This is a genomic window from Pectobacterium araliae, from assembly GCF_037076465.1.
Classification (GTDB): domain Bacteria; phylum Pseudomonadota; class Gammaproteobacteria; order Enterobacterales; family Enterobacteriaceae; genus Pectobacterium; species Pectobacterium araliae.
In genome coordinates, this window is sequence record NZ_AP028908.1 from 3,662,349 (window position 1) to 3,681,707 (window position 19,359).

17 protein-coding genes and 2 CRISPR repeat arrays are annotated in these 19,359 nt (G+C 50.1%); of the genes, 12 read left to right on the plus strand and 5 right to left on the minus strand.

Features of this window, described 5'->3' with window-relative positions; all coding sequences use genetic code 11:
• Positions 1 to 209 precede the first annotated feature (209 nt).
• From dnaB to AACH44_RS16610, 3 genes are read left to right on the plus strand one after another with little or no spacing between them, the layout of a single operon-like run.
• A complete protein-coding gene (gene dnaB, locus AACH44_RS16600; protein ID WP_010295074.1) occupies positions 210 to 1,616 on the plus strand; it encodes a replicative DNA helicase in 1,407 nt (468 codons plus the stop codon).
• A gap of 41 nt (positions 1,617 to 1,657) precedes the next feature.
• Complete coding sequence (gene alr, locus AACH44_RS16605) at positions 1,658 to 2,740, plus strand: alanine racemase (protein ID WP_338659334.1); 1,083 nt, start codon at positions 1,658 to 1,660, stop codon at positions 2,738 to 2,740.
• A complete protein-coding gene (locus tag AACH44_RS16610) occupies positions 2,733 to 3,371 on the plus strand; it encodes a hypothetical protein (RefSeq protein ID WP_261847010.1) in 639 nt (212 codons plus the stop codon). The genes alr and AACH44_RS16610 overlap by 8 nt, the downstream gene beginning before the upstream one ends.
• A gap of 68 nt (positions 3,372 to 3,439) precedes the next feature.
• On the opposite strand, the gene AACH44_RS16615 is transcribed toward AACH44_RS16610, so the two are convergent.
• Both AACH44_RS16615 and vapB read right to left on the minus strand, forming a co-directional pair.
• On the minus strand, positions 3,440 to 3,841 hold the full coding sequence (locus AACH44_RS16615) for a type II toxin-antitoxin system VapC family toxin (RefSeq protein WP_425606659.1): 402 nt from the start codon (positions 3,839 to 3,841) through the stop codon (positions 3,440 to 3,442).
• An 11-nt stretch (positions 3,842 to 3,852) separates the two neighbouring features.
• Positions 3,853 to 4,080 (minus strand): type II toxin-antitoxin system VapB family antitoxin, encoded by a 228-nt coding sequence (vapB, locus tag AACH44_RS16620; RefSeq protein ID WP_039490829.1) that lies wholly within the window; start codon positions 4,078 to 4,080, stop codon positions 3,853 to 3,855.
• Positions 4,081 to 4,381: 301 nt separating this feature from the next.
• A CRISPR array of direct repeats spans positions 4,382 to 5,609; the repeat unit is 28 nt; unit sequence GTTCACTGCCGTATAGGCAGCTTAGAAA.
• A gap of 102 nt (positions 5,610 to 5,711) precedes the next feature.
• Here vapB and AACH44_RS16625 point away from each other — a divergent pair.
• The 5 genes from AACH44_RS16625 to AACH44_RS16645 all read left to right on the plus strand — a co-directional run bounded on the left by AACH44_RS16625 (position 5,712) and on the right by AACH44_RS16645 (position 9,544).
• Complete coding sequence (locus tag AACH44_RS16625) at positions 5,712 to 6,191, plus strand: Lrp/AsnC family transcriptional regulator (protein WP_010295086.1); 480 nt, start codon at positions 5,712 to 5,714, stop codon at positions 6,189 to 6,191.
• Positions 6,192 to 6,442: 251 nt separating this feature from the next.
• Positions 6,443 to 7,057, plus strand: a complete 615-nt coding sequence (locus AACH44_RS16630; protein WP_261847012.1) for a YitT family protein — start codon at positions 6,443 to 6,445, stop codon at positions 7,055 to 7,057.
• 59 nt (positions 7,058 to 7,116) lie between these two features.
• Entirely contained in the window at positions 7,117 to 8,310 is a 1,194-nt protein-coding gene (locus AACH44_RS16635; RefSeq protein WP_261847013.1) for an aromatic amino acid transaminase, read from the plus strand.
• A gap of 132 nt (positions 8,311 to 8,442) precedes the next feature.
• Complete coding sequence (locus tag AACH44_RS16640) at positions 8,443 to 8,946, plus strand: M48 family metallopeptidase (RefSeq protein WP_261847014.1); 504 nt, start codon at positions 8,443 to 8,445, stop codon at positions 8,944 to 8,946.
• A 118-nt stretch (positions 8,947 to 9,064) separates the two neighbouring features.
• The gene (locus AACH44_RS16645) at positions 9,065 to 9,544 is read left to right on the plus strand and encodes an Hcp family type VI secretion system effector (protein WP_261847015.1); all 480 of its coding nucleotides are present in this window, start codon (positions 9,065 to 9,067) and stop codon (positions 9,542 to 9,544) included.
• A 52-nt stretch (positions 9,545 to 9,596) separates the two neighbouring features.
• Here AACH44_RS16645 and AACH44_RS16650 read toward each other — a convergent pair whose 3' ends face one another.
• From AACH44_RS16650 to AACH44_RS16660, 3 genes are read right to left on the minus strand one after another with little or no spacing between them, the layout of a single operon-like run.
• On the minus strand, positions 9,597 to 10,001 hold the full coding sequence (locus tag AACH44_RS16650; RefSeq protein ID WP_261847016.1) for a DUF1240 domain-containing protein: 405 nt from the start codon (positions 9,999 to 10,001) through the stop codon (positions 9,597 to 9,599).
• Positions 10,002 to 10,048: 47 nt separating this feature from the next.
• Positions 10,049 to 10,453, minus strand: coding sequence for a DUF1240 domain-containing protein (locus tag AACH44_RS16655; protein ID WP_261847017.1), 405 nt, complete (start codon positions 10,451 to 10,453; stop codon positions 10,049 to 10,051).
• Complete coding sequence (locus AACH44_RS16660; protein ID WP_261847018.1) at positions 10,446 to 11,315, minus strand: hypothetical protein; 870 nt, start codon at positions 11,313 to 11,315, stop codon at positions 10,446 to 10,448. The genes AACH44_RS16655 and AACH44_RS16660 overlap by 8 nt, the downstream gene beginning before the upstream one ends.
• 250 nt (positions 11,316 to 11,565) lie before the next feature.
• A CRISPR array of direct repeats spans positions 11,566 to 12,495; the repeat unit is 28 nt; unit sequence TTTCTAAGCTGCCTGTGCGGCAGTGAAC.
• A gap of 296 nt (positions 12,496 to 12,791) precedes the next feature.
• Here AACH44_RS16660 and cas1f point away from each other — a divergent pair.
• The 4 genes from cas1f to csy2 are packed head-to-tail and all read left to right on the plus strand — an operon-like array spanning position 12,792 to position 19,352.
• Complete coding sequence (cas1f, locus tag AACH44_RS16665; protein WP_261847019.1) at positions 12,792 to 13,772, plus strand: type I-F CRISPR-associated endonuclease Cas1f; 981 nt, start codon at positions 12,792 to 12,794, stop codon at positions 13,770 to 13,772.
• A complete protein-coding gene (gene cas3f, locus AACH44_RS16670; RefSeq protein ID WP_261847020.1) occupies positions 13,769 to 17,062 on the plus strand; it encodes a type I-F CRISPR-associated helicase Cas3f in 3,294 nt (1,097 codons plus the stop codon). The genes cas1f and cas3f overlap by 4 nt, the downstream gene beginning before the upstream one ends.
• A gap of 26 nt (positions 17,063 to 17,088) precedes the next feature.
• Positions 17,089 to 18,423 (plus strand): type I-F CRISPR-associated protein Csy1, encoded by a 1,335-nt coding sequence (gene csy1 / locus AACH44_RS16675; protein ID WP_261847021.1) that lies wholly within the window; start codon positions 17,089 to 17,091, stop codon positions 18,421 to 18,423.
• Complete coding sequence (csy2, locus tag AACH44_RS16680) at positions 18,420 to 19,352, plus strand: type I-F CRISPR-associated protein Csy2 (protein ID WP_261847022.1); 933 nt, start codon at positions 18,420 to 18,422, stop codon at positions 19,350 to 19,352. The genes csy1 and csy2 overlap by 4 nt, the downstream gene beginning before the upstream one ends.
• Positions 19,353 to 19,359 lie beyond the last annotated feature (7 nt).

Here is a 19,359-nt window from a genome sequence, read left to right on the forward strand (position 1 = left end):
TAATACGTATATCCTAAATAATTCGAGTTTCAGGCAGGCGGCAAGCGAAGGAGTCCGATGAGCTTACTTGAGTAAGTGATTCGGGTGACTAAGCGAAGCCAACGCACATGCAACTTGAAGTATGACGGGTATATTGTGTTATTTCGGACGTGTGGCATATACAATGCCCCCTAATCCAATGGCAAATCAACCGGTAAAGAATCCGTTTCATGGCAGAGAAAAGACCCACCAATAAATCGAATGAACCCCGTGACCGCCAGATGGAAGGTCTGAAACTTCCGCCACATTCGCTGGAAGCGGAGCAATCGGTATTGGGCGGCCTGATGCTCGACAATGAACGCTGGGATAATGTCGCCGAGCGTGTTGTCGCTAACGATTTCTATAACCGCGCCCACCGTCTGATCTTCACCGAGATGCATCGGCTGCTGGAAATGAGCAAGCCGATAGACCTGATTACGCTGTCCGAATCGCTCGAACTGCAAGGTTCATTGGAATCCGCCGGTGGCTTCGCCTATCTGGCCGAACTGGCAAAGAATACCCCCAGCGCCGCTAATATCGGTGCCTACGCCGATATCGTGCGCGAGCGCGCCGTGGTACGTGAAATGATCTCCGTCGCCAATGAGATCGCCGACGCGGGCTACGATCCGCAGGGCCGCAGCAGCGAGGATCTGCTCGATCTGGCGGAATCCCGCGTCTTCCAGATCGCCGAAAACCGCGCCAGCAAAGATGAAGGCCCAAAAAGTATCGACCGCATTCTGGAAGACACCGTTTCCCGTATCGAGCAGCTTTACCAGAAACCACATGATGGCGTTACGGGTGTGGACACGGGCTATCAGGATCTCAATAAAAAAACCGCTGGCTTGCAGAAATCCGACCTAATCATCGTGGCAGCACGTCCTTCAATGGGGAAAACCACCTTTGCGATGAACCTGTGCGAACATGCCGCGATGACTCAGGAAAAGCCCGTACTGATCTTCAGTCTGGAGATGCCCGGCGAACAGATCATGATGCGTATGCTCGCATCGCTGTCTCGCGTGGATCAGACCCGCATTCGTACTGGTCAGTTGGACGATGAAGACTGGGCGCGTATTTCCAGCACCATGGGGATCCTGCTGGAAAAACGCAACATGTACATCGATGACTCCTCCGGCCTGACGCCGACCGACGTGCGTTCCCGCGCGCGCCGCGTGTTCCGTGAACATAATGGCCTGAGTCTGATCATGATCGACTACCTGCAATTGATGCGCGTTCCGTCATTGTCCGACAACCGTACGCTGGAAATTGCAGAAATTTCCCGCTCACTCAAAGCGTTGGCAAAAGAATTGCAGGTTCCGGTCGTCGCCCTGTCTCAGCTTAACCGTAGTCTGGAACAGCGCGCCGATAAGCGTCCGGTCAACTCGGATCTGCGTGAGTCCGGCTCCATCGAGCAGGATGCCGACCTGATAATGTTTATCTATCGTGATGAGGTTTATCACGAAAACAGCGACCTGAAAGGCATCGCTGAAATCATTCTGGGGAAACAGCGTAACGGCCCGATTGGTTCCGTTCGTTTGACCTTTAACGGGCAGTGGTCGCGCTTTGATAATTATGCCGGCCCACAATATGACGATGAATAACGCAGCGCTCAGCAATGACAACACTGCACTAAGGAACAAGAATGAAAACGGCAACTGCCGTCGTTAACCGGGGTGCTTTGCGCCACAACCTGCAACGTATCCGCCAATTAGCACCTAACAGCCAAGTCGTTGCCGTCGTGAAAGCCAATGCCTACGGCCACGGCATGATCGAAGCTGCTCATACTTTTTACGACGCTGACTGCTACGGCGTCGCGCGACTCTCCGAAGCATTGGTGCTTCGTGCGGCGGGCATCACCAAGCCCATCGTCCTGCTGGAAGGCTTTTTCTCCGCCGACGACCTCCCGCTTCTGGTGGAGAACCAGTTAGAAACCGCCGTTCACAGCCCTGAACAGCTTGCCGCATTGGAACAGGCCACGCTGCCACAGCCGATCCCCGTGTGGATGAAACTGGATAGCGGTATGCATCGCCTTGGCATTCTACCGGAACACGCCGACGCATTCTGGCAACGCCTGACTGAATGCCGCAACGTGGTTCAGCCAGTCAATATCATGAGCCACTTTTGCCGCGCCGATGAACCCGAAGCCGGAACCACCGAACGCCAACTGGCCTGCTTCGATGCCTTTACGCAAGGTAAGCCCGGCGCACAGTCCATTGCGGCCTCCGGCGGTATTCTGCTGTGGCCGCAGTCGCACCGCGATCGCGTTCGCCCCGGCATCATTCTCTATGGCGTGTCGCCGCTGGATAACGAAGATGCCGCACATTTCGGCTTCCAGCCTGCAATGACCTTTACGTCTCACCTGATCGCCGTTCGCGAGCACAAAGCAGGGGAATCCGTCGGCTATGGTGACATCTGGACCAGCCCGCGCGATACTCGTCTGGGCGTGGTGGCTGTCGGCTACGGTGATGGATACCCACGCTGCGCGCCAGCGGGTACACCCGTGCTCATCAACGGACGTGAAGTGCCACTTTCTGGCCGCGTATCGATGGATATGATTACGGTTGATTTAGGGCCGGATGCGCAGGATAGAGTGGGCGATGAGGTTATTCTCTGGGGGCCAACGCTACCCGTTGAACGCATTGCCGCACACTCGGGTGACAGTGCCTACGAACTGATTACCCGCCTAACCCAGCGCACTACGTTGGAATACGTCGACGGTGAGTAAAAACGGACTGGCTAGTTTTTATCGGCAAGCTCATGGCTTGCCGACCTTAAAACGGGTTATCTACTATGCGGCAAGCTGGCTTGCCGTATCCGCGATCCTGACGCTGTTTGCCCTCATTAATTTCTATACGCTGAAACCGACGGACGTCGGCGGCACGCTGTTTGGCGGCATGTTTAGCGCGATGTTCGATCTCATCTACTGGTCTTGCGCCGCGTCGGGATTCTGCTTTCTGGCGCTCTTTCGGCTTTCAGGATGGCGTGTTGCCTGGATACTCGCGGGGCTGGTGCAAATCGGTATCAGCGCCTTGTGGCGCATTCAATATTGGCAGGATTATGAAAGCGAAGAGCTGATACTTTCCCCCATGCCCGGCGAACTGTATGTTTCCATGCTGGTGGGCGCAGGCATGACCGCTATTGGCATCGTGAAATATCGACACGCCCGGCGCAACCCAATCGCTCCACGTCCAACGTATGCGAAAGTCGTCGCTGCATTGCTGCTCGTTGCGCTTTATTTCGCGCTCCCGCTGTATCTCTACCTGCGTGAACCTCTCCCCTACTGCGCCTTTAGCCCTGACGGGCAGCAGTTAAGTATCTGTCTGGGTGACAATGACGAGCGGATTATTGTTGAGTGATGGATTTACTGCCGTACAGGTAGTTTAACAAGCATCAGGACTTTCACTTCACCAGACATCATCCGCGATTATTTAACCCAATCTTCCAACGTTAGCTCCGGTACTCGCTCAAATTCTCTCAGATTATTGGTGACCAATATGGCCTTAGCACTGATGGCATGACCCGCGATGGCCGTATCATTCGGACCAATAGGCGTGCCTGCTGCGGCTAACGCGATTTTAATTTTCGTCGTAGCGTCTACTGCGGCGCTATCCCAAGGTAACACCGCATCAAGCCGGCGACAGAAAGCATCAACTAGTTGCATATGGCGTGGCGAGACTTTTTTGCCAACCGCCCCGAAACGCATTTCAGCGTAAGTGATGGCAGAGACCACAATCCGATCACGCCGCAGCGTGCACTGCTGCAACTTTTCAATCACCTCCGCAGGGTGTTCACGCATGATGAAGGAACAGATATTGGTATCCAGCATGAACAAGCGACTCACAGTTCGAATCTCCCCTCTTCGACCACATCCTGGCGTTCTGTCATAAAGTCAGCGTCAGCGCGATCTTCTTGCAAAAACGAATGCCAATTGGGTTTGACCGGACGCAGTATGATGGTATCTCCCTCACGCACAATCTCCAGTTCGTTGACGCCTTCAAAGTCCATATCACGTGGCAAACGAATGGCACGGTTGTTACCGTTTTTAAATACCGAAACAATACGCATGATGCACCACCTCCTTAATACAGAATTCAGCCAGCTACTTACCGTTTATTATTGCTGGCTAAAACATAAGCTAAGTATAGATATTAATCACTCGATTGTATATCCATAGCATATGCAGATACTTGGCATAGGCCTATCGTCGATAAATAAAATCTTTGCCATACATTAATGACCCTTTTTTTACTCATCGCCGTAACTCATTGATTTTTAATTTCGATTATCTACACTGATAAAAAAGGGTTTTTCGGGAAAAATGGTTTATTTCCTTTTAAAATTAGGTCATTACCGTAAAATATGAACGGTTCACTGCCGTATAGGCAGCTTAGAAAGTCGCCGCATCAGCAGCCGTAGCGGCCGTGTTGTTCACTGCCGTATAGGCAGCTTAGAAAACCACCCGATCATTCACCAGTCCGGCCCACGCGTTCACTGCCGTATAGGCAGCTTAGAAATCGCAGCGGTGAACGGATCAATAGGCGGCTGCGTTCACTGCCGTATAGGCAGCTTAGAAAAGAGTAGTTTCCTGCCTGCCAACCCCACGCCTGTTCACTGCCGTATAGGCAGCTTAGAAAAGATGTCAGGAACGCAGGCAGCAACAATCGCAGTTCACTGCCGTATAGGCAGCTTAGAAAGGATGGCGACCACGAAAATTCTGACGTGGTGTGTTCACTGCCGTATAGGCAGCTTAGAAATCGTTGATTTGAACCTCACTCAAGCCGCTATAGTTCACTGCCGTATAGGCAGCTTAGAAACGAAAAACAAATGGGTAACTATCTGCTGCCACGTTCACTGCCGTATAGGCAGCTTAGAAAATTGCCTTTTCATTGTCACCGAACGCCATTGGGTTCACTGCCGTATAGGCAGCTTAGAAATGGCGTACGGACTGGGGTATAAGCTGTCTATCGTTCACTGCCGTATAGGCAGCTTAGAAAGTGACGCTGGTGGATCGGTAGTTGCCCATTAGGTTCACTGCCGTATAGGCAGCTTAGAAAAGCCACGCCGAGCCAATCCAACAGACCGCATCGTTCACTGCCGTATAGGCAGCTTAGAAAACACGGGGCCGCGCAAGTGGCAAACTGAGGCGGTTCACTGCCGTATAGGCAGCTTAGAAATGCCCGCCGCCAAACATGGTGTTATAACCGGAGTTCACTGCCGTATAGGCAGCTTAGAAAGCCGCGACGCTTCCACTCTTCAACCACCAGCTGTTCACTGCCGTATAGGCAGCTTAGAAAGCTACCAGTCCGCCGCCAGCAACACCGGCAACGTTCACTGCCGTATAGGCAGCTTAGAAAGAAATCCTCGTAAACCTTCCTCCTGTAATCCTGTTCACTGCCGTATAGGCAGCTTAGAAAACCGGTTAACACCTCAGTGGTGGACAGTTGCAGTTCACTGCCGTATAGGCAGCTTAGAAAATTTCTGAATACATATCCGCTTCGCATTTTTCGTTCACTGCCGTATAGGCAGCTTAGAAATAAGAAATCAACATTCCGTCGTCATCGTTGCAGTTCACTGCCGAACAGGCAGTTAAGAAAATTAAACACACCGAAAATCAGCAATAAAAAACTCATAGGCAACGCGGCCTAAAAAACTGGTAGTCTGTTTGGCTCACTGACTGACACTGTTTAGGGAACGCGATGTACCACATTGATGATTTCGATCTGAAAATCCTGACACTGCTACAGACCAACGGCCGCCTGACCAATCAGGAACTGAGCGATCTGGTTGGGCTTTCCGCCTCGCAGTGTTCCCGCCGCCGCATTGCGCTAGAACAAGCACAGCTGATTCTCGGCTACCATGCCCGCCTGTCGCCGAACGCGGTCGGGCTGGAATGTCTGGGGTTAATTGAGGTGCGGCTGATCAACCATACCAGCGAATACGTTGAACGTTTTCACCAGATGTTGGGGGAAGTGGATGCCATCATCGACGCCTATAAAACCACGGGTGATGCCGATTATCTGTTAAAAGTCGCCGTGGCAGATCTGCCCGGACTCAGCACGCTGATTAGCCAGATTCTGTCGCAGAACAAAAGCGTCGCGCACCTGAAAACCTCAGTAGTATTGAACCGCCTCAAAGAGAACGGTTTGATGATGCCAGAACTGCCTGCGTTGCCCTGAATTGGGGCGGCCGCCTCTATTTGGTGCAAAAAATCGAATAATTCACGCAATAAAACCCAAATAAATGCACAGATCAATCAAATAAATAACAAAATTCGCATGAATCACGCATTATTTTCATTCATATAATTCAACACGTTGCTCTTATCGCAGGCGACATTACGTAGAGGCCAGCCGCTAAACAGCACTATCTGGTGCGATTCTTGCTTTGGTAAGCACATGTTTTTACGACAGTCTGTTGAGCGCCCACCATGGATAACGTTATTCCCACACAAAAAATATCACACACGCGGCTGGAAGATGTTTTAGCAATACTGATCGGCACGCTGATGGTGTCATTTGGCGTTATCCTGCTGCGTCAGGCTGGTGCTCTCACCGGAGGCACTGCGGGCATCGCTTTTCTTATCCACTATCTGACCAACGTTTCCTTTGGCGTCGCGTTTTTCCTACTGAATTTGCCTTTTTATTATCTGGCCGTGCACCGCATGGGGTGGGAGTTCACGGTGAAAACGTTCTGCGCCGTCGGGCTGGTTTCCTTATTTTCCGATCTGCATCCACTGTTCATTCATTTTGATCAGCTCAACCCGTTCTATGCCACGCTGTTCGGCAATATCATCACCGGAATCGGCTTCGTTGTCCTGTTCCGCCATAAGGCTAGCCTCGGCGGCGTTAACATTCTGGCGCTGTACCTTCAGGATAAATATGGCTTGCGAGCGGGCAAACTCCAGATGGGCGTTGACGTTGTAATTGTGCTGACTTCCCTGTTCGTGGTAAGCATACCGATGTTGATTGCTTCGATTCTGGGGGCGACTATTTTGAATCTGATTATTGCGATGAACCATCGCCCCGGCCGTTACTCGGCCTGATAATTCCCTTCGTCGGGGTTACAGCACCCATAACATGACACTCTCAGGAGAGCTATACTGTGTTTCAAAACGTTGATACCTATGCCGGAGATCCTATCCTGTCTCTGATGGAAAAATTCAAACAGGATCCAAGAACGGATAAGATCAATTTGAGTATCGGGCTCTACTACAACGAGCAGAATATTATCCCGCAACTGCGCGCCGTCAGCGCGGCGGAAAGCGCCCTGCGCCAGCCGACTCAGAACGCGAGTTCCTACCTGCCGATGGAAGGGCTACAGCCTTACCGTACCGCAATCCAGCATCTGTTATTCGGTGAAAACCACGCGGCGCTGGCAGCCGGTCGCATCGCTACCATCCAGACGCTGGGCGGTTCCGGTGCGCTGAAAGTCGGTGCAGATTTCCTGAAACGCTACTTCCCAAATTCAGAAGTGTGGGTCAGCGACCCTACATGGGAAAACCATATTGCGATCTTTGAGGGCGCAGGCTTTAACGTTCACACCTATCCGTATTTCGATGGCGAAAATCTAGGCGTGAAATTTGACGCCATGCTCACCACCCTGCAAACGTTGCCAGCACGTAGCATCGTGCTGCTGCACCCGTGCTGCCACAACCCGACCGGTTCTGACCTCACCACCGAACAGTGGGATCGCGTGATTGAAGTCATCATCGCGCGTGAGCTGATTCCGTTTATGGACATCGCCTATCAGGGCTTTGGCCTCGGGATTGAGCAGGATGCCTATGCGATTCGCGCCGTTGCCAGCGCGGGCGTTCCGGCACTCATCGCCAACTCGTTCTCCAAGATTTTCTCGCTGTATAGCGAGCGCGTTGGTGGCCTTTCCGTGGTGTGCGACGATGCCGACAGCGCACAGCGCGTGCTCGGTCAGTTAAAAGCAACCGTCCGCCGCAACTACTCTTCCCCACCGAATTTCGGCGCTCAGGTGGTTTCTAAAGTCCTGAACGACGTACAGTTGAACGCCGACTGGAAAACAGAAGTCGAAGAGATGCGCACCCGTATTCTGAGCATGCGTCAGGAACTGGTTTCAGCCCTGAAAAACGCGCTACCGAACCGCAACTTCAACTACCTGCTCACCCAGCGCGGCATGTTCAGCTACACCGGTTTCAGCCCGGAACAGGTTGATCGTCTGCGTGAAGAGTTCGGCGTCTACCTGATCGCCAGCGGCCGTATGTGTATGGCGGGGCTGAACCACAGCAACGTCCAGCGCGTCGCTGCGGCTTTCGCCGCCATTCAGTAAACCGTACAATAACAAAGCCACACGTTACCCGATTCACATTTGTGCTCTCGTTTAACGTGTGGCTTTTATTTTTGCTTAGCCGCTGTTACGGTTAGGAACTCGTTTCTTTGTATTGTGTTGATCAGAACGTCCATGACTACGCTACGCTACCTAAATGGTTATCCTCCTGCGATTGTCGCACAAGCGCAAACCCTCGTTGATCAAGGCAAGCTCGGCCTGTGGCTGGAAAAAAGATACCCTGACCGCCATCCGATCCAGAGTGACAAATCGCTCTATCAGTTTGTCGCCGAATTGAAGCAGCGATATTTGAAGAATGCCCCTGCGGTATCCAAGGTGCTTTACGACAATAAACAGAACCCAATAAAGGGAACGCTGGGAACCAATACCTTTGTGGCTCGCGTGCAAGGTGGAAAATTAAAGTCCAACAACGAAATTAGAATAGCGACGTTATTTCGTGATGGCCCAGAAGATTTTCTACGTATGATCGTGATACACGAACTCGCCCACCTCAAAGAGAAAGACCACAACAAAGCCTTCTATCAACTCTGCTGCCATATGGACCCTAATTATCACCAACTGGAATTTGATATGCGAATCTGGCTAAACTGGCGAGAAATAAATGCGGGTTCGGTCTGAACTCGTCTTTTATGAGGGTTCGCTTTGCTTTAATGTTGCCTTAGCCGTATTATTTCCTCGCGGATAATCGATATATTATCACGCACTCGATTGATAAATTTTCTCATAAGGATTTGATATGGCTAATTTGATTTACGCCAGCATTAATGGTCAAAAACAGGGTTTAATATCATCTGGTTGCTCAACGCTCGATTCAATTGGTAATCGCTACCAAACGGGTCATGAAGATCAAATACAAGTATTAGGCTTAAACCACAGCATCAGCCGCGAGCAAAATGTCTCTCATCACCCCATTCATTTTATTAAACCAATCGATAAGTCATCGCCGTTATTAGGGATGGCAATCTCTTATAATGAAAAGGTCGATGTGACATTTTATTTTTATCGAGTCAATTCCGCTGGACAGTTAGAACTTTATTATGAAGTCACCTTAACGGATGCGAGCATTGTCGATGTCACCTGTGTCTATCCACACGTCATCGATAACAACGACATCATGCCGTATGAAAAAGTCCAGCTAAAATATAAAACCATCGCATGGAACCACAAGATCGCAGGAACCTCGGGTTACAGCATTTGGGAGGAAATGAGTCTCTAAGATTTATGACCTTTGATAACAAGCGCATCTTATCAGGTGTGCTTGTTATTCACTATTCATCACAAAGAGCGATATTTTTAACATATTTATTAGGAGCCATCCAGGAGCTTTTAGGACAGGTTTCATAGCCATAACTTCTAAAGTTAAAAGATATGTACATAGATGCAACAAAACTAATAACAACACCAATAAAAAACAAATAACCGCACATATTTGCAAATATTCCATGCATTCCTATAGGTTTGTTTTTTATTGCCATATAAAACCCTAAATACGAGAAATAGAATAGCAAAGGAGAACCAAATACCATTAACCCAACCTTCCATGAAAACACGATCACATCGTTTAACTGTAAAATATCCAAATATGAATTAAAAGAAAACCAACCAGTAAAGCATGTCAATAGAAAGGTAAAAGATGAGAATGCGAAAAAAAACGGTCTATTTATTTTAACCACGACTGACTCTCCCACATGCATGAAAAAAGCATACTCTCGTACCATTTTTAGTCTTTACAAAGAGAAATATCTTTAACATACTTATTGGGAGCCATCCAAGATGTTTTCGGACAGGTTTCATATCCCAATGCATCCAGGCGATAAGATACATAAAAGGAAAAAAACAAACTAATTACAGCTCCAGACACAGCGATAAAGATCAATATATTAGAAATTTTCTTATTCATTTTAACAGGTTTGTTTTTTATCGCAGATAAAAACCCAAAACAAGAAAGTTGAAACACTATCGGTATTATAAATATTATCATCCCAAGTTTCCAAGAAAACAAAACAACATCACTTAACATAAAAAAATTTAAATATCCACTTAAAGAAAACCACGCTCCCCAGCAGGAAAGTAAAAAAATTAAAGTCGAATATAAAAAAAAGAACCTTCTGTTTATTTTAACCACGACTAACTCCTCCCCAAGCATTAAACAACTGATCGGGATGATAAGGGGTATATTGTTTCCTATTTCTCATCTGATATGATTTAATGACTTTTATTATTGATTCACTTATTTTATATTTTCCATCCAACCAAAATAATGAATAGCCAACTAATAATCCAATAGCAAACACACCAATAGCAATACCAATAATACTGAATCCAGCAGCCATTGCAGCAGTAGCTAACGCTTTAGCTCCCAAGGCTACTCTAATAGATACTGCTAATTTTGCCGCATCCATTGTTAAATTAACAAAGAAATCGGTTAGTGCGTATTCATCTTTCAACATCAATTCAATAGCTCGATAAGCACCTGAAAACACAATACAAAACCTTGCCCCTGCCACAATACCACTTTCAATACCTTTTGTTCCTATACCTATATCCACTATTTTTTGGCTACCCGCTAAATATTTGCTGGCTTTTAAATACATTCTCACTCCCGGATAGCCAGATAACTTTATGTATTTACTGCCATTCTTACCGACATATTCCGTTGCCGTTACACCAAATCCTTTTATCTCCATCACGATTCTGCTCACAGATACCGCTTCTGCAATATTCCCGGCAAACGACGAGATGGGATCGGTACAGCCAAATACTGCCGTTTTCCAGGAATCATTAGGATTTGGTGTGCATAACGTCTTTAAAAAATACGTCGCTTCCTGCACAGTCAATATGGCATGAATGTTATCGTTATTTATTTCATTTAGCTGAGCATGTAATTTTTGATAGTTGATATCTGCATGCTGCTTTTTAAAATCAAGATGTTCTTCTAACCGATAGTCATCATCAACCAGCGTTTTTAAAACAGGATCGTATTTCACAGTCACTCACTCCCTTGAATTTTACTTAAGTCAACGAACTATTTCCCTGTAATGGCACTTTAACGTAAAAATGATGATTTTTAAATGTGAATAACGCCCCATGCGCAATTTTTCATTCCCAGAAAAGTAACGCATTACTTAAAAATGTTACAAAAGAAGGCCATCAATATGCGTTATTTAAGAGTTAAGCATATTGAGCACTTGGCACAGCGCTACCCCGATAATAGCCAGACAATAGCGCTTAAATCCGTGGATAAACTGCCTGTGCGTCAGTGAACTTCAGTGTGAACATTGCAACTCGCATCTATCATTTCTAAGCTGCCTGTGCGGCAGTGAACGCTTGCCGCGTAGGTTGCCGATTGCTGGCTAATTTCTAAGCTGCCTGTGCGGCAGTGAACTTCCAGCTTCTCTGCTGCCGTCTGCTCGTTGATTTCTAAGCTGCCTGTGCGGCAGTGAACGAAACCGAGGTGTGCAGCTACGCGACCGCGCATTTCTAAGCTGCCTGTGCGGCAGTGAACGGATGCTGGACGTTATCAGAACGACTGATGCATTTCTAAGCTGCCTGTGCGGCAGTGAACCTTACCTTTTTCTTTCACGCCCACGGTACAACGTTTCTAAGCTGCCTGTGCGGCAGTGAACCACTCTCACGGATACGCGACATATGCCACATCTTTCTAAGCTGCCTGTGCGGCAGTGAACGACCACTATGACCGCATGATGGGTGATCTGCATTTCTAAGCTGCCTGTGCGGCAGTGAACAATGTTTCGTTTCGTGATTTCGGCAGGCGATGTTTCTAAGCTGCCTGTGCGGCAGTGAACCGGCTGCCGCGTCTCGATGATCTGTGCGGTTTTTTTCTAAGCTGCCTGTGCGGCAGTGAACCATGTCGGCCAGCATCGGCGCGAAATTATACGTTTCTAAGCTGCCTGTGCGGCAGTGAACACATGACAAAGACCAATCCAGATAACGGTGATTTTCTAAGCTGCCTGTGCGGCAGTGAACTTGACTCTTTTGTTAATATCCGCCCAACGGTATTTCTAAGCTGCCTGTGCGGCAGTGAACTCAGGAGGTAGTAGCCAAAAACCTGGCTCGGTTTTCTAAGCTGCCTGTGCGGCAGTGAACCATTTCATGCTGCACTCACTGATGGCCCTGTTTTTCTAAGCTGCCTGTGCGGCAGTGAACTGTAGCAAGATCACTCTAACGATTTGTTTTATTAGCGGCAATTGTCATTTTCTTCATAAAAACCCTTTTTTTAACCTCAGCTGTAACTCATTGATTGTTAAGCCTGTGAAATAGACCAAATAAAAAGGGTCTGCGTTTGGGTAAAATTTTTTACGGCCACCATTTTTTAAGAATATTTGTGATAGGCTGATTTTCGTTAGTTTTCTGAAGATTATATTTTTATTTATTAAATAGTTAGCCTGCGATTAATTTCGTTGGCGTCAACGCCTATTATCGATCGCGGCAGAAAATACATTATGAATAACGTCTTTAGCCCTTCGGACTTAAAAACAATTCTACATTCCAAACGTGCCAATGTTTATTACCTCCAGCATTGTCGCATTCTCGTCAATGGTGGCCGTGTCGAATATGTCACGGAAGAGGGAAACCAGTCGCTGTACTGGAATATTCCCATCGCCAATACCAGCGTTGTGATGTTAGGAACTGGCACCTCCGTCACGCAGGCCGCTATGCGGGAATTCGCCAGAGCAGGCGTGATGGTCGGCTTTTGCGGTGGCGGCGGTACACCACTGTTTGCGGCTAATGAAGCGGAAGTCGCGGTATCCTGGTTATCACCACAGAGTGAATATCGGCCAACCGAATATTTGCAGGACTGGGTCAGCTTCTGGTTCGATGATGAGAAAAGACTCGCCGCCGCCATTACCTTCCAGCAGGTGCGCATAACACAAATTCGTCAGCATTGGCTAGGCTCTCGTCTGTCCCGCGAATCCCGTTTTGCGTTTAAGTCCGATCACCTTCAGGCACTTTTGGATCGTTATGAAAAAGGGTTAACCGACTGCCGCACCAGCAATGACGTGCTGGTACAAGAAGCGATGATGACCAAGGCCCTGTACAAACTGGCCGCCAATGCCGTGAGCTATGGTGATTTTACCCGTGCCAAACGCGGCGGTGGTACCGATCTGGCAAATCGTTTTCTCGATCACGGCAACTATCTGGCTTATGGGCTGGCAGCGGTCTCGACATGGGTCTTGGGTTTGCCGCACGGGTTAGCGGTGTTACACGGTAAAACTCGCCGTGGAGGGCTGGTATTCGACGTCGCTGATTTAATTAAGGACGCGCTCGTGCTGCCGCAGGCGTTTATTGCCGCGATGGAAGGAGAAGATGAGCAAGAATTTCGCCAACGCTGCCTAACCGCGTTTCAACAATCCGATGCGTTGGATGTGATGATAGGCAGCTTACAGGATGTCGCCAGCAAGCTGAGCCAGGTCGCGCGATGAACATTCTGCTGATTTCAGAATGCAATAAGCGTGCGCTGGTCGAAACCCGCCGGATACTGGATCAATTTGCAGAACGCAAAGGCGAACGCACTTGGCAAACCGCTATCACGCTGGAAGGGCTGAACACGCTACGCAAGCTGCTGCGCAAAACAGCGCGTCGCAATACGGCTGTCGCCTGTCACTGGGTTCGTAGTACAAACCATACCGAACTGCTGTGGGTCGTCGGTAATTTACGGCGTTTTAATGCGCAGGGAAGCGCACCGACCAACACCACCAGCCGCGATATTCTGCGCTCGAAAGATGAAAATCCGTGGCACAGCGCGGAAACATTCAGTCTGCTAGCGGCCATTGCCGGGTTATTTCACGATGTTGGCAAAGCCAATGCGTTATTTCAGGCCGGGCTGAACGGCACAGGCCCCCGCAGCCAGCCCTATCGGCATGAATGGGTATCGCTGCGGCTGTTTCAGGCATTTGTCGGTCAGCAGGACGACAAAGCCTGGCTAACCACACTCAGCACCATTACCCCAGAAGCAGAAGTCACGCTGCTAGCGACGCTGCTTCAGGATAAGCCAACATTCAGCGATAGCCCATTTCGAACGTTGCCGCCACTGGCGCAAACCGTCGCCTGGCTGATTGTTTCTCACCATCGCCTGCCAGTATTTAACAAATCGGCAGAGCTTGCACCAAATCGTAGTGAACCACAGTTAAGTTTCGCAGAGACGTGGTTAACCGATCATCTTTCTCCGCAATGGAATGCCATCAACCATTGTAAGACCGACTGGGCACCGATCGAGCAACAGCAAAACTGGCAGTTTCCACATGGCACACCACTGCGCAGCAGCGTCTGGCGTGAAAAGGCGAAAAAATTTGCAGGTCGCGCACTGAAGTTACCTTCATTTATGCATTTCAGCCAATTAGATCAACGGTTGACTGTGCATCTGGCACGCCTCGCGCTTATGCTGGCTGACCACCATTACTCGGCCGGTACAGCAACGGTTGGCTGGCAGGACGTGACTTATTCGGCCTGGGCCAATACCGATCGCAAGACCGGGGAATATAAACAGAGGCTGGACGAACACTGTATCGGCGTCGGGCAAAATGCCCTACTACTAGGGCGGAGTCTGCCGCACCTGCGTGATACGCTCCCAGCCATCACCCGCCACAAAGGGTTTCGGCAACGTAGCACGCACCCGCGCTTTCGCTGGCAAGATCGCGCATTCGACCTTGCTTGTTCAATTCGTGAATCCAGCAAGCAGCACGGTTTCTTCGGCGTCAACATGGCATCGACAGGTCGAGGGAAGACCTTCGCTAACGCCCGAATTATGTATGGACTATCGGACGAGTCCAACGGCTGCCGTTTCTCCGTCGCGTTAGGATTACGCACGCTGACGCTGCAAACGGGTGATGCGCTACGGCAACGTTTGAAGCTGGACGAAGACGACTTAGCGGTGCTGATTGGTTCACAAGCCGTACAAGATCTCCACGAAATACGGAATAAAAATAAACAACGCGAGAAGAACACACCGCAGACAGGCAGTGAATCCGCCGATCCACTGTTCTCTGAGCATCAATATGTTCGTTATGACGGCTCACTCGATGATGGTCGGCTAAAAGCCTGGCTGGAACGCAGCCCAACCCTGCATCAATTACTGAGTGCGCCCGCGTTGATCACTACCATCGATCACCTGATGCCTGCAACGGAAGGGCTGCGCGGTGGCCACCAGATTACCCCGATGCTACGACTATTAACCTCCGATCTGGTGCTCGATGAACCGGATGATTTTGGTTTGGAGGATCTCCCTGCACTTTGCCGACTGGTCAACTGGGCGGGAATGCTGGGCTCACGCTTACTACTGTCGTCAGCCACGCTGCCACCTGCGTTAATTCGTGCGTTGTTTGATGCCTATCTTGATGGCCGTGCCGCCTGGCAACAGGCTTATGGCACACCGAATACGCCACTGAACGTGTGCTGCGGCTGGTTTGATGAATTTGACTGTCAGCATGAGCAATATGGCGACGTGAAAGACTTCATGACCAGACACGATGCGTTCGTGGAACAGCGGCTGAAAAATCTGACGAAAGATGAACTCCCGCTACGCTTCGCCACTATCGTACCGGTAAGCAGCCCCAGCAAAAATGTAGATGATGTTCATCTGGCCGTCGCGCAGGCTATCCATCCACAGATATTGGATTTACACGCACAGCATCAGCAACAGCATGAAAATGGGAAAACCGTCTCGCTGGGGCTGGTCAGAATGGCGAATATCAACCCGCTGGTTGCCGTTGCCCGCCAACTACTTGCCATCCCCTCAGCGCCGGACACCTGTATTCATTACTGCATTTATCACAGCCAACATCCGCTGGCGATGCGTTCTCACATTGAACAACGACTTGATGCCGCACTGATGCGCAACGACGTCAATGCCCTGTGGCAGGTGGAAGAAATTCGTCAGGCGATAGAAAACGCGCCGCAGCAGCATCACGTCTTTGTTGTTCTGGCAACCTCAGTCGCTGAAGTTGGTCGCGATCATGACTATGACTGGGCGATTGTCGAGCCTAGTTCGATGCGTTCGCTTATCCAGCTTGCCGGACGGATATTGCGCCATCGGCAGGATGAAAAATATGTGCCTAAAACCCCCAATATCTATCTGCTTAGCCACAATATTCGAGCACTGAGAGGAGAAGATGTCGCGTACTGCAAGCCAGGTTTTGAATCGAAAGATGACCGTCTGGACACGCACGATCTCCGCCAGCTATTGCAGGAAAAAGAGTATAGCCATCTCAGCGCCGCCCCGCGCATCGTCCAGCCCGCGTCGTTTATCAAACCGCTTTCACTGGTAACGTTAGAGCATGCCGTGTTGGGAAAAACGCTACTTGGTCTAAAAAATCAAAAACTTGATGACCTAAAATGCCCTCCCGCCGCGTTCTGGTGGCGCGCACATCCTCACTGGAATGGCGAACTTCAACGGCGAACTCCGTTTCGTCAGTCAGCGAAAGATGAGGCCTACTATTTGTGGATCGCCGATGACGATGAAGAGCCCATTTTCATGGTGCAGGACGATGGACCAAGCGGCTGGAAACAAAACGATATTGCTCGCCCCGTTACGCTGAACATGGCAGAAGGCGTTTGTGCCTGGATTGAACCGGATTACCACACTCTGTACCAACGACTGGCGGAAGAAAAACAGTGGGAACTGAGTTGGGTAAGCGCCCGCTTCGGCGAAATCCGCCTACGGGACGACGAGGAAAAAGATTGGCTCTGGCACCCGCTGCTAGGGGTGTTTGGATAATGACAGGAACAACAATAGGGGGAGGAATGGAAGAAAGTAAACTGACACAGTTCATAGCGTCCTACATCAACAATCGAAAGCAGGCCAAGCTAGATGCGTTCGATAAAGAGGCGGAGAAGAAACGCGCGACGCTTAGCGGTGAAGCGTTATCCACAGAGGTATTGGAACTGGCCGAGAAGCGGCAAGAGATCGAGCAAAAACATGAGGTTCGCGCTTGGTTAACCGATGCTGCCAGCCGCGCCGGACAAATCAGTCTGGTCACCCACGCGTTGAAATTTACCCACAGCGATGCCAGAGGCAGCAGCATCTTTAGCGCTGACACAGTAGCAGACACCAAAACACTTTCGACCGCAACGCTGACGCAACCTGCTATCGATGCCGTCGGCAACGCAGCCGCACTTGATGTCGCCAAGCTGCTACAGACCGAACACGAAGGCGATTCGCTGGTCGCTGCTTTACAACGCGGCGACCACCGTGCATTAGAAGCGCTGGCAGAAAACCCAGAACAGCTCGCACAGTGGCTGGCAGGCTTTCAGCAGGTCTTCACCGATCGCCAGCCCAGCTCGCATAAGCTAGCCAAACAGATCTATTTCCCAACAGAAAACGGTGAATACCATCTGCTCAGCCCGCTTTACTCTTCTTCACTCGCTCATGCACTCCACCAGCGGATTAATGCCGTGCGCTTTGGTGATGAAGCAAAAGCGATTCGTCAGGCGCAAAAAGCGAATCAGTGGCATGACCGACTCTCTATCAGCTACCCCAATCTGGCAGTACAGAATATAGGAGGCACCAAGCCACAAAATATTTCCTCACTAAATAGTAGCCGCAGCGGCCGTTCCTATTTACTCAGCAGTGCCCCACCACAGTGGAACAGCGTTGAAAAACCACCGCAGCAGCATGAATCCATTTTCCGTCCACGCGGCGAGATCGACTACCACACCCGTGCGACGTTAGCGCAGATGCAGCGCTTTCTGCTTAGCGTCAAAGTGGTGGAAAACAATCGCGACATTCGTCAACAGCGCCTGCGTTATCTCGACCAGTTGATCGATCAGCTCTTTTTTTATGTCGCCAGCGTGCAGAATTTGCCTGCTGGTTGGAGTGCAAAATCTGAACTGAAACGCGCCCAGCAGCTATGGCTCGATCCCTCTCGTGCGCTGGAAGATACCGTTTTCCGCCGCGAGCGTGAAGCAGGAGACTGGCAAAAATCCGTGGCCTACGATTTTGGCCGCTGGCTGAACCGTCGACTCAAGCATGAAGAGTTGATTTTCGGCGAAGTCGAACGCCGCGAATGGTCTACCGCCGCGCTGTTCAAGCGCCGGATGCGTGAAATGGAAAGCGCACTGAAAGAGGATCAGGCATGAGCACGTTGATTATCTTGCGTCGTATCAAAGTCGAAAACGCCAACGCTATTGCTGGGCTGACCTACGGTTTCCCCGCTATTACGCACTTTCTCGGTTTTACCCATGCGCTATCACGCAAGTTGCAGGCCAGCCACGGGTTGACGCTGGAAGGCTGCGGCGTGGTGAGCCACCAGCATCAGCTACACGCCTACGGTTCTAGCTGGGAAAGGAGTTTTGCACTGACCCGTAACCCGCTGACCAGAGAGGCGAAAACGGCCGCCTTTAATGAAGAAGGCCGTATGCACATGACCGTCTCGCTGTTAATCCGCTGCCACGGGCAGATTCCGGCGGATACCACGGCACTAGGTGAGCATCTGAAACAGCAGGCACAGTGCCAGCGGCTGGCTGGCGGCACGATTGTCGATATCGAACAGGTAACCATCCAGTCATTACCCAATGACGAAGCGGAAACCCGTAAAGTTATGCGCCGTTTGTTACCTGGCTTTGTGCTAAGAGATCGTACCTCACTGCTGCATGACCATTTTCAGACGCTACAGCAGGCCAATCCGCAAGCAGAGCTGATCGATGCCTGGCTGGATTTTGCCGCTCTAAAGATGCAGTCAGAACGCGATCCGCGCGATGACACCGTACAGTGGAAATACCTTCCCAAGCCCGGAGACGGCGGTTTTCTTACGCCGTTGATGATTGGCTATCGTGCCATTTCACCGCTTTATGCCCCTGGTGACGTTGAGAAAACCCGCGATCCGCACACGCCGTTCTGTTTTGCCGAAGCCGCCTACGGCATAGGGGAATGGCAGGGTGCGCACCGTATTAGCGATATCCGCCAGATACTCTGGGAATATGACCACCAGAATGGCGATTATCACTGCCGCCAATTAGCGGATACCGATTCAGCAGCAGAAGACACTTCCTACGAATTCGATGACTAAAAAGGAC

Coding starts and splice junctions, on each gene's coding strand:
- dnaB (WP_010295074.1), top strand. CDS start 210: ATGGCAGAGAAAAGACCCACCAATAAATCGAATGAACCCCGTGACCGC.
- alr (WP_338659334.1), top strand. CDS start 1,658: ATGAAAACGGCAACTGCCGTCGTTAACCGGGGTGCTTTGCGCCACAAC.
- AACH44_RS16615 (WP_425606659.1), bottom strand. CDS start 3,841: ATGCTGGATACCAATATCTGTTCCTTCATCATGCGTGAACACCCTGCG.
- vapB (WP_039490829.1), bottom strand. CDS start 4,080: ATGCGTATTGTTTCGGTATTTAAAAACGGTAACAACCGTGCCATTCGT.
- AACH44_RS16625 (WP_010295086.1), top strand. CDS start 5,712: ATGTACCACATTGATGATTTCGATCTGAAAATCCTGACACTGCTACAG.
- AACH44_RS16630 (WP_261847012.1), top strand. CDS start 6,443: ATGGATAACGTTATTCCCACACAAAAAATATCACACACGCGGCTGGAA.
- AACH44_RS16640 (WP_261847014.1), top strand. CDS start 8,443: ATGACTACGCTACGCTACCTAAATGGTTATCCTCCTGCGATTGTCGCA.
- AACH44_RS16645 (WP_261847015.1), top strand. CDS start 9,065: ATGGCTAATTTGATTTACGCCAGCATTAATGGTCAAAAACAGGGTTTA.
- cas1f (WP_261847019.1), top strand. CDS start 12,792: ATGAATAACGTCTTTAGCCCTTCGGACTTAAAAACAATTCTACATTCC.
- cas3f (WP_261847020.1), top strand. CDS start 13,769: ATGAACATTCTGCTGATTTCAGAATGCAATAAGCGTGCGCTGGTCGAA.
- csy1 (WP_261847021.1), top strand. CDS start 17,089: ATGGAAGAAAGTAAACTGACACAGTTCATAGCGTCCTACATCAACAAT.
- csy2 (WP_261847022.1), top strand. CDS start 18,420: ATGAGCACGTTGATTATCTTGCGTCGTATCAAAGTCGAAAACGCCAAC.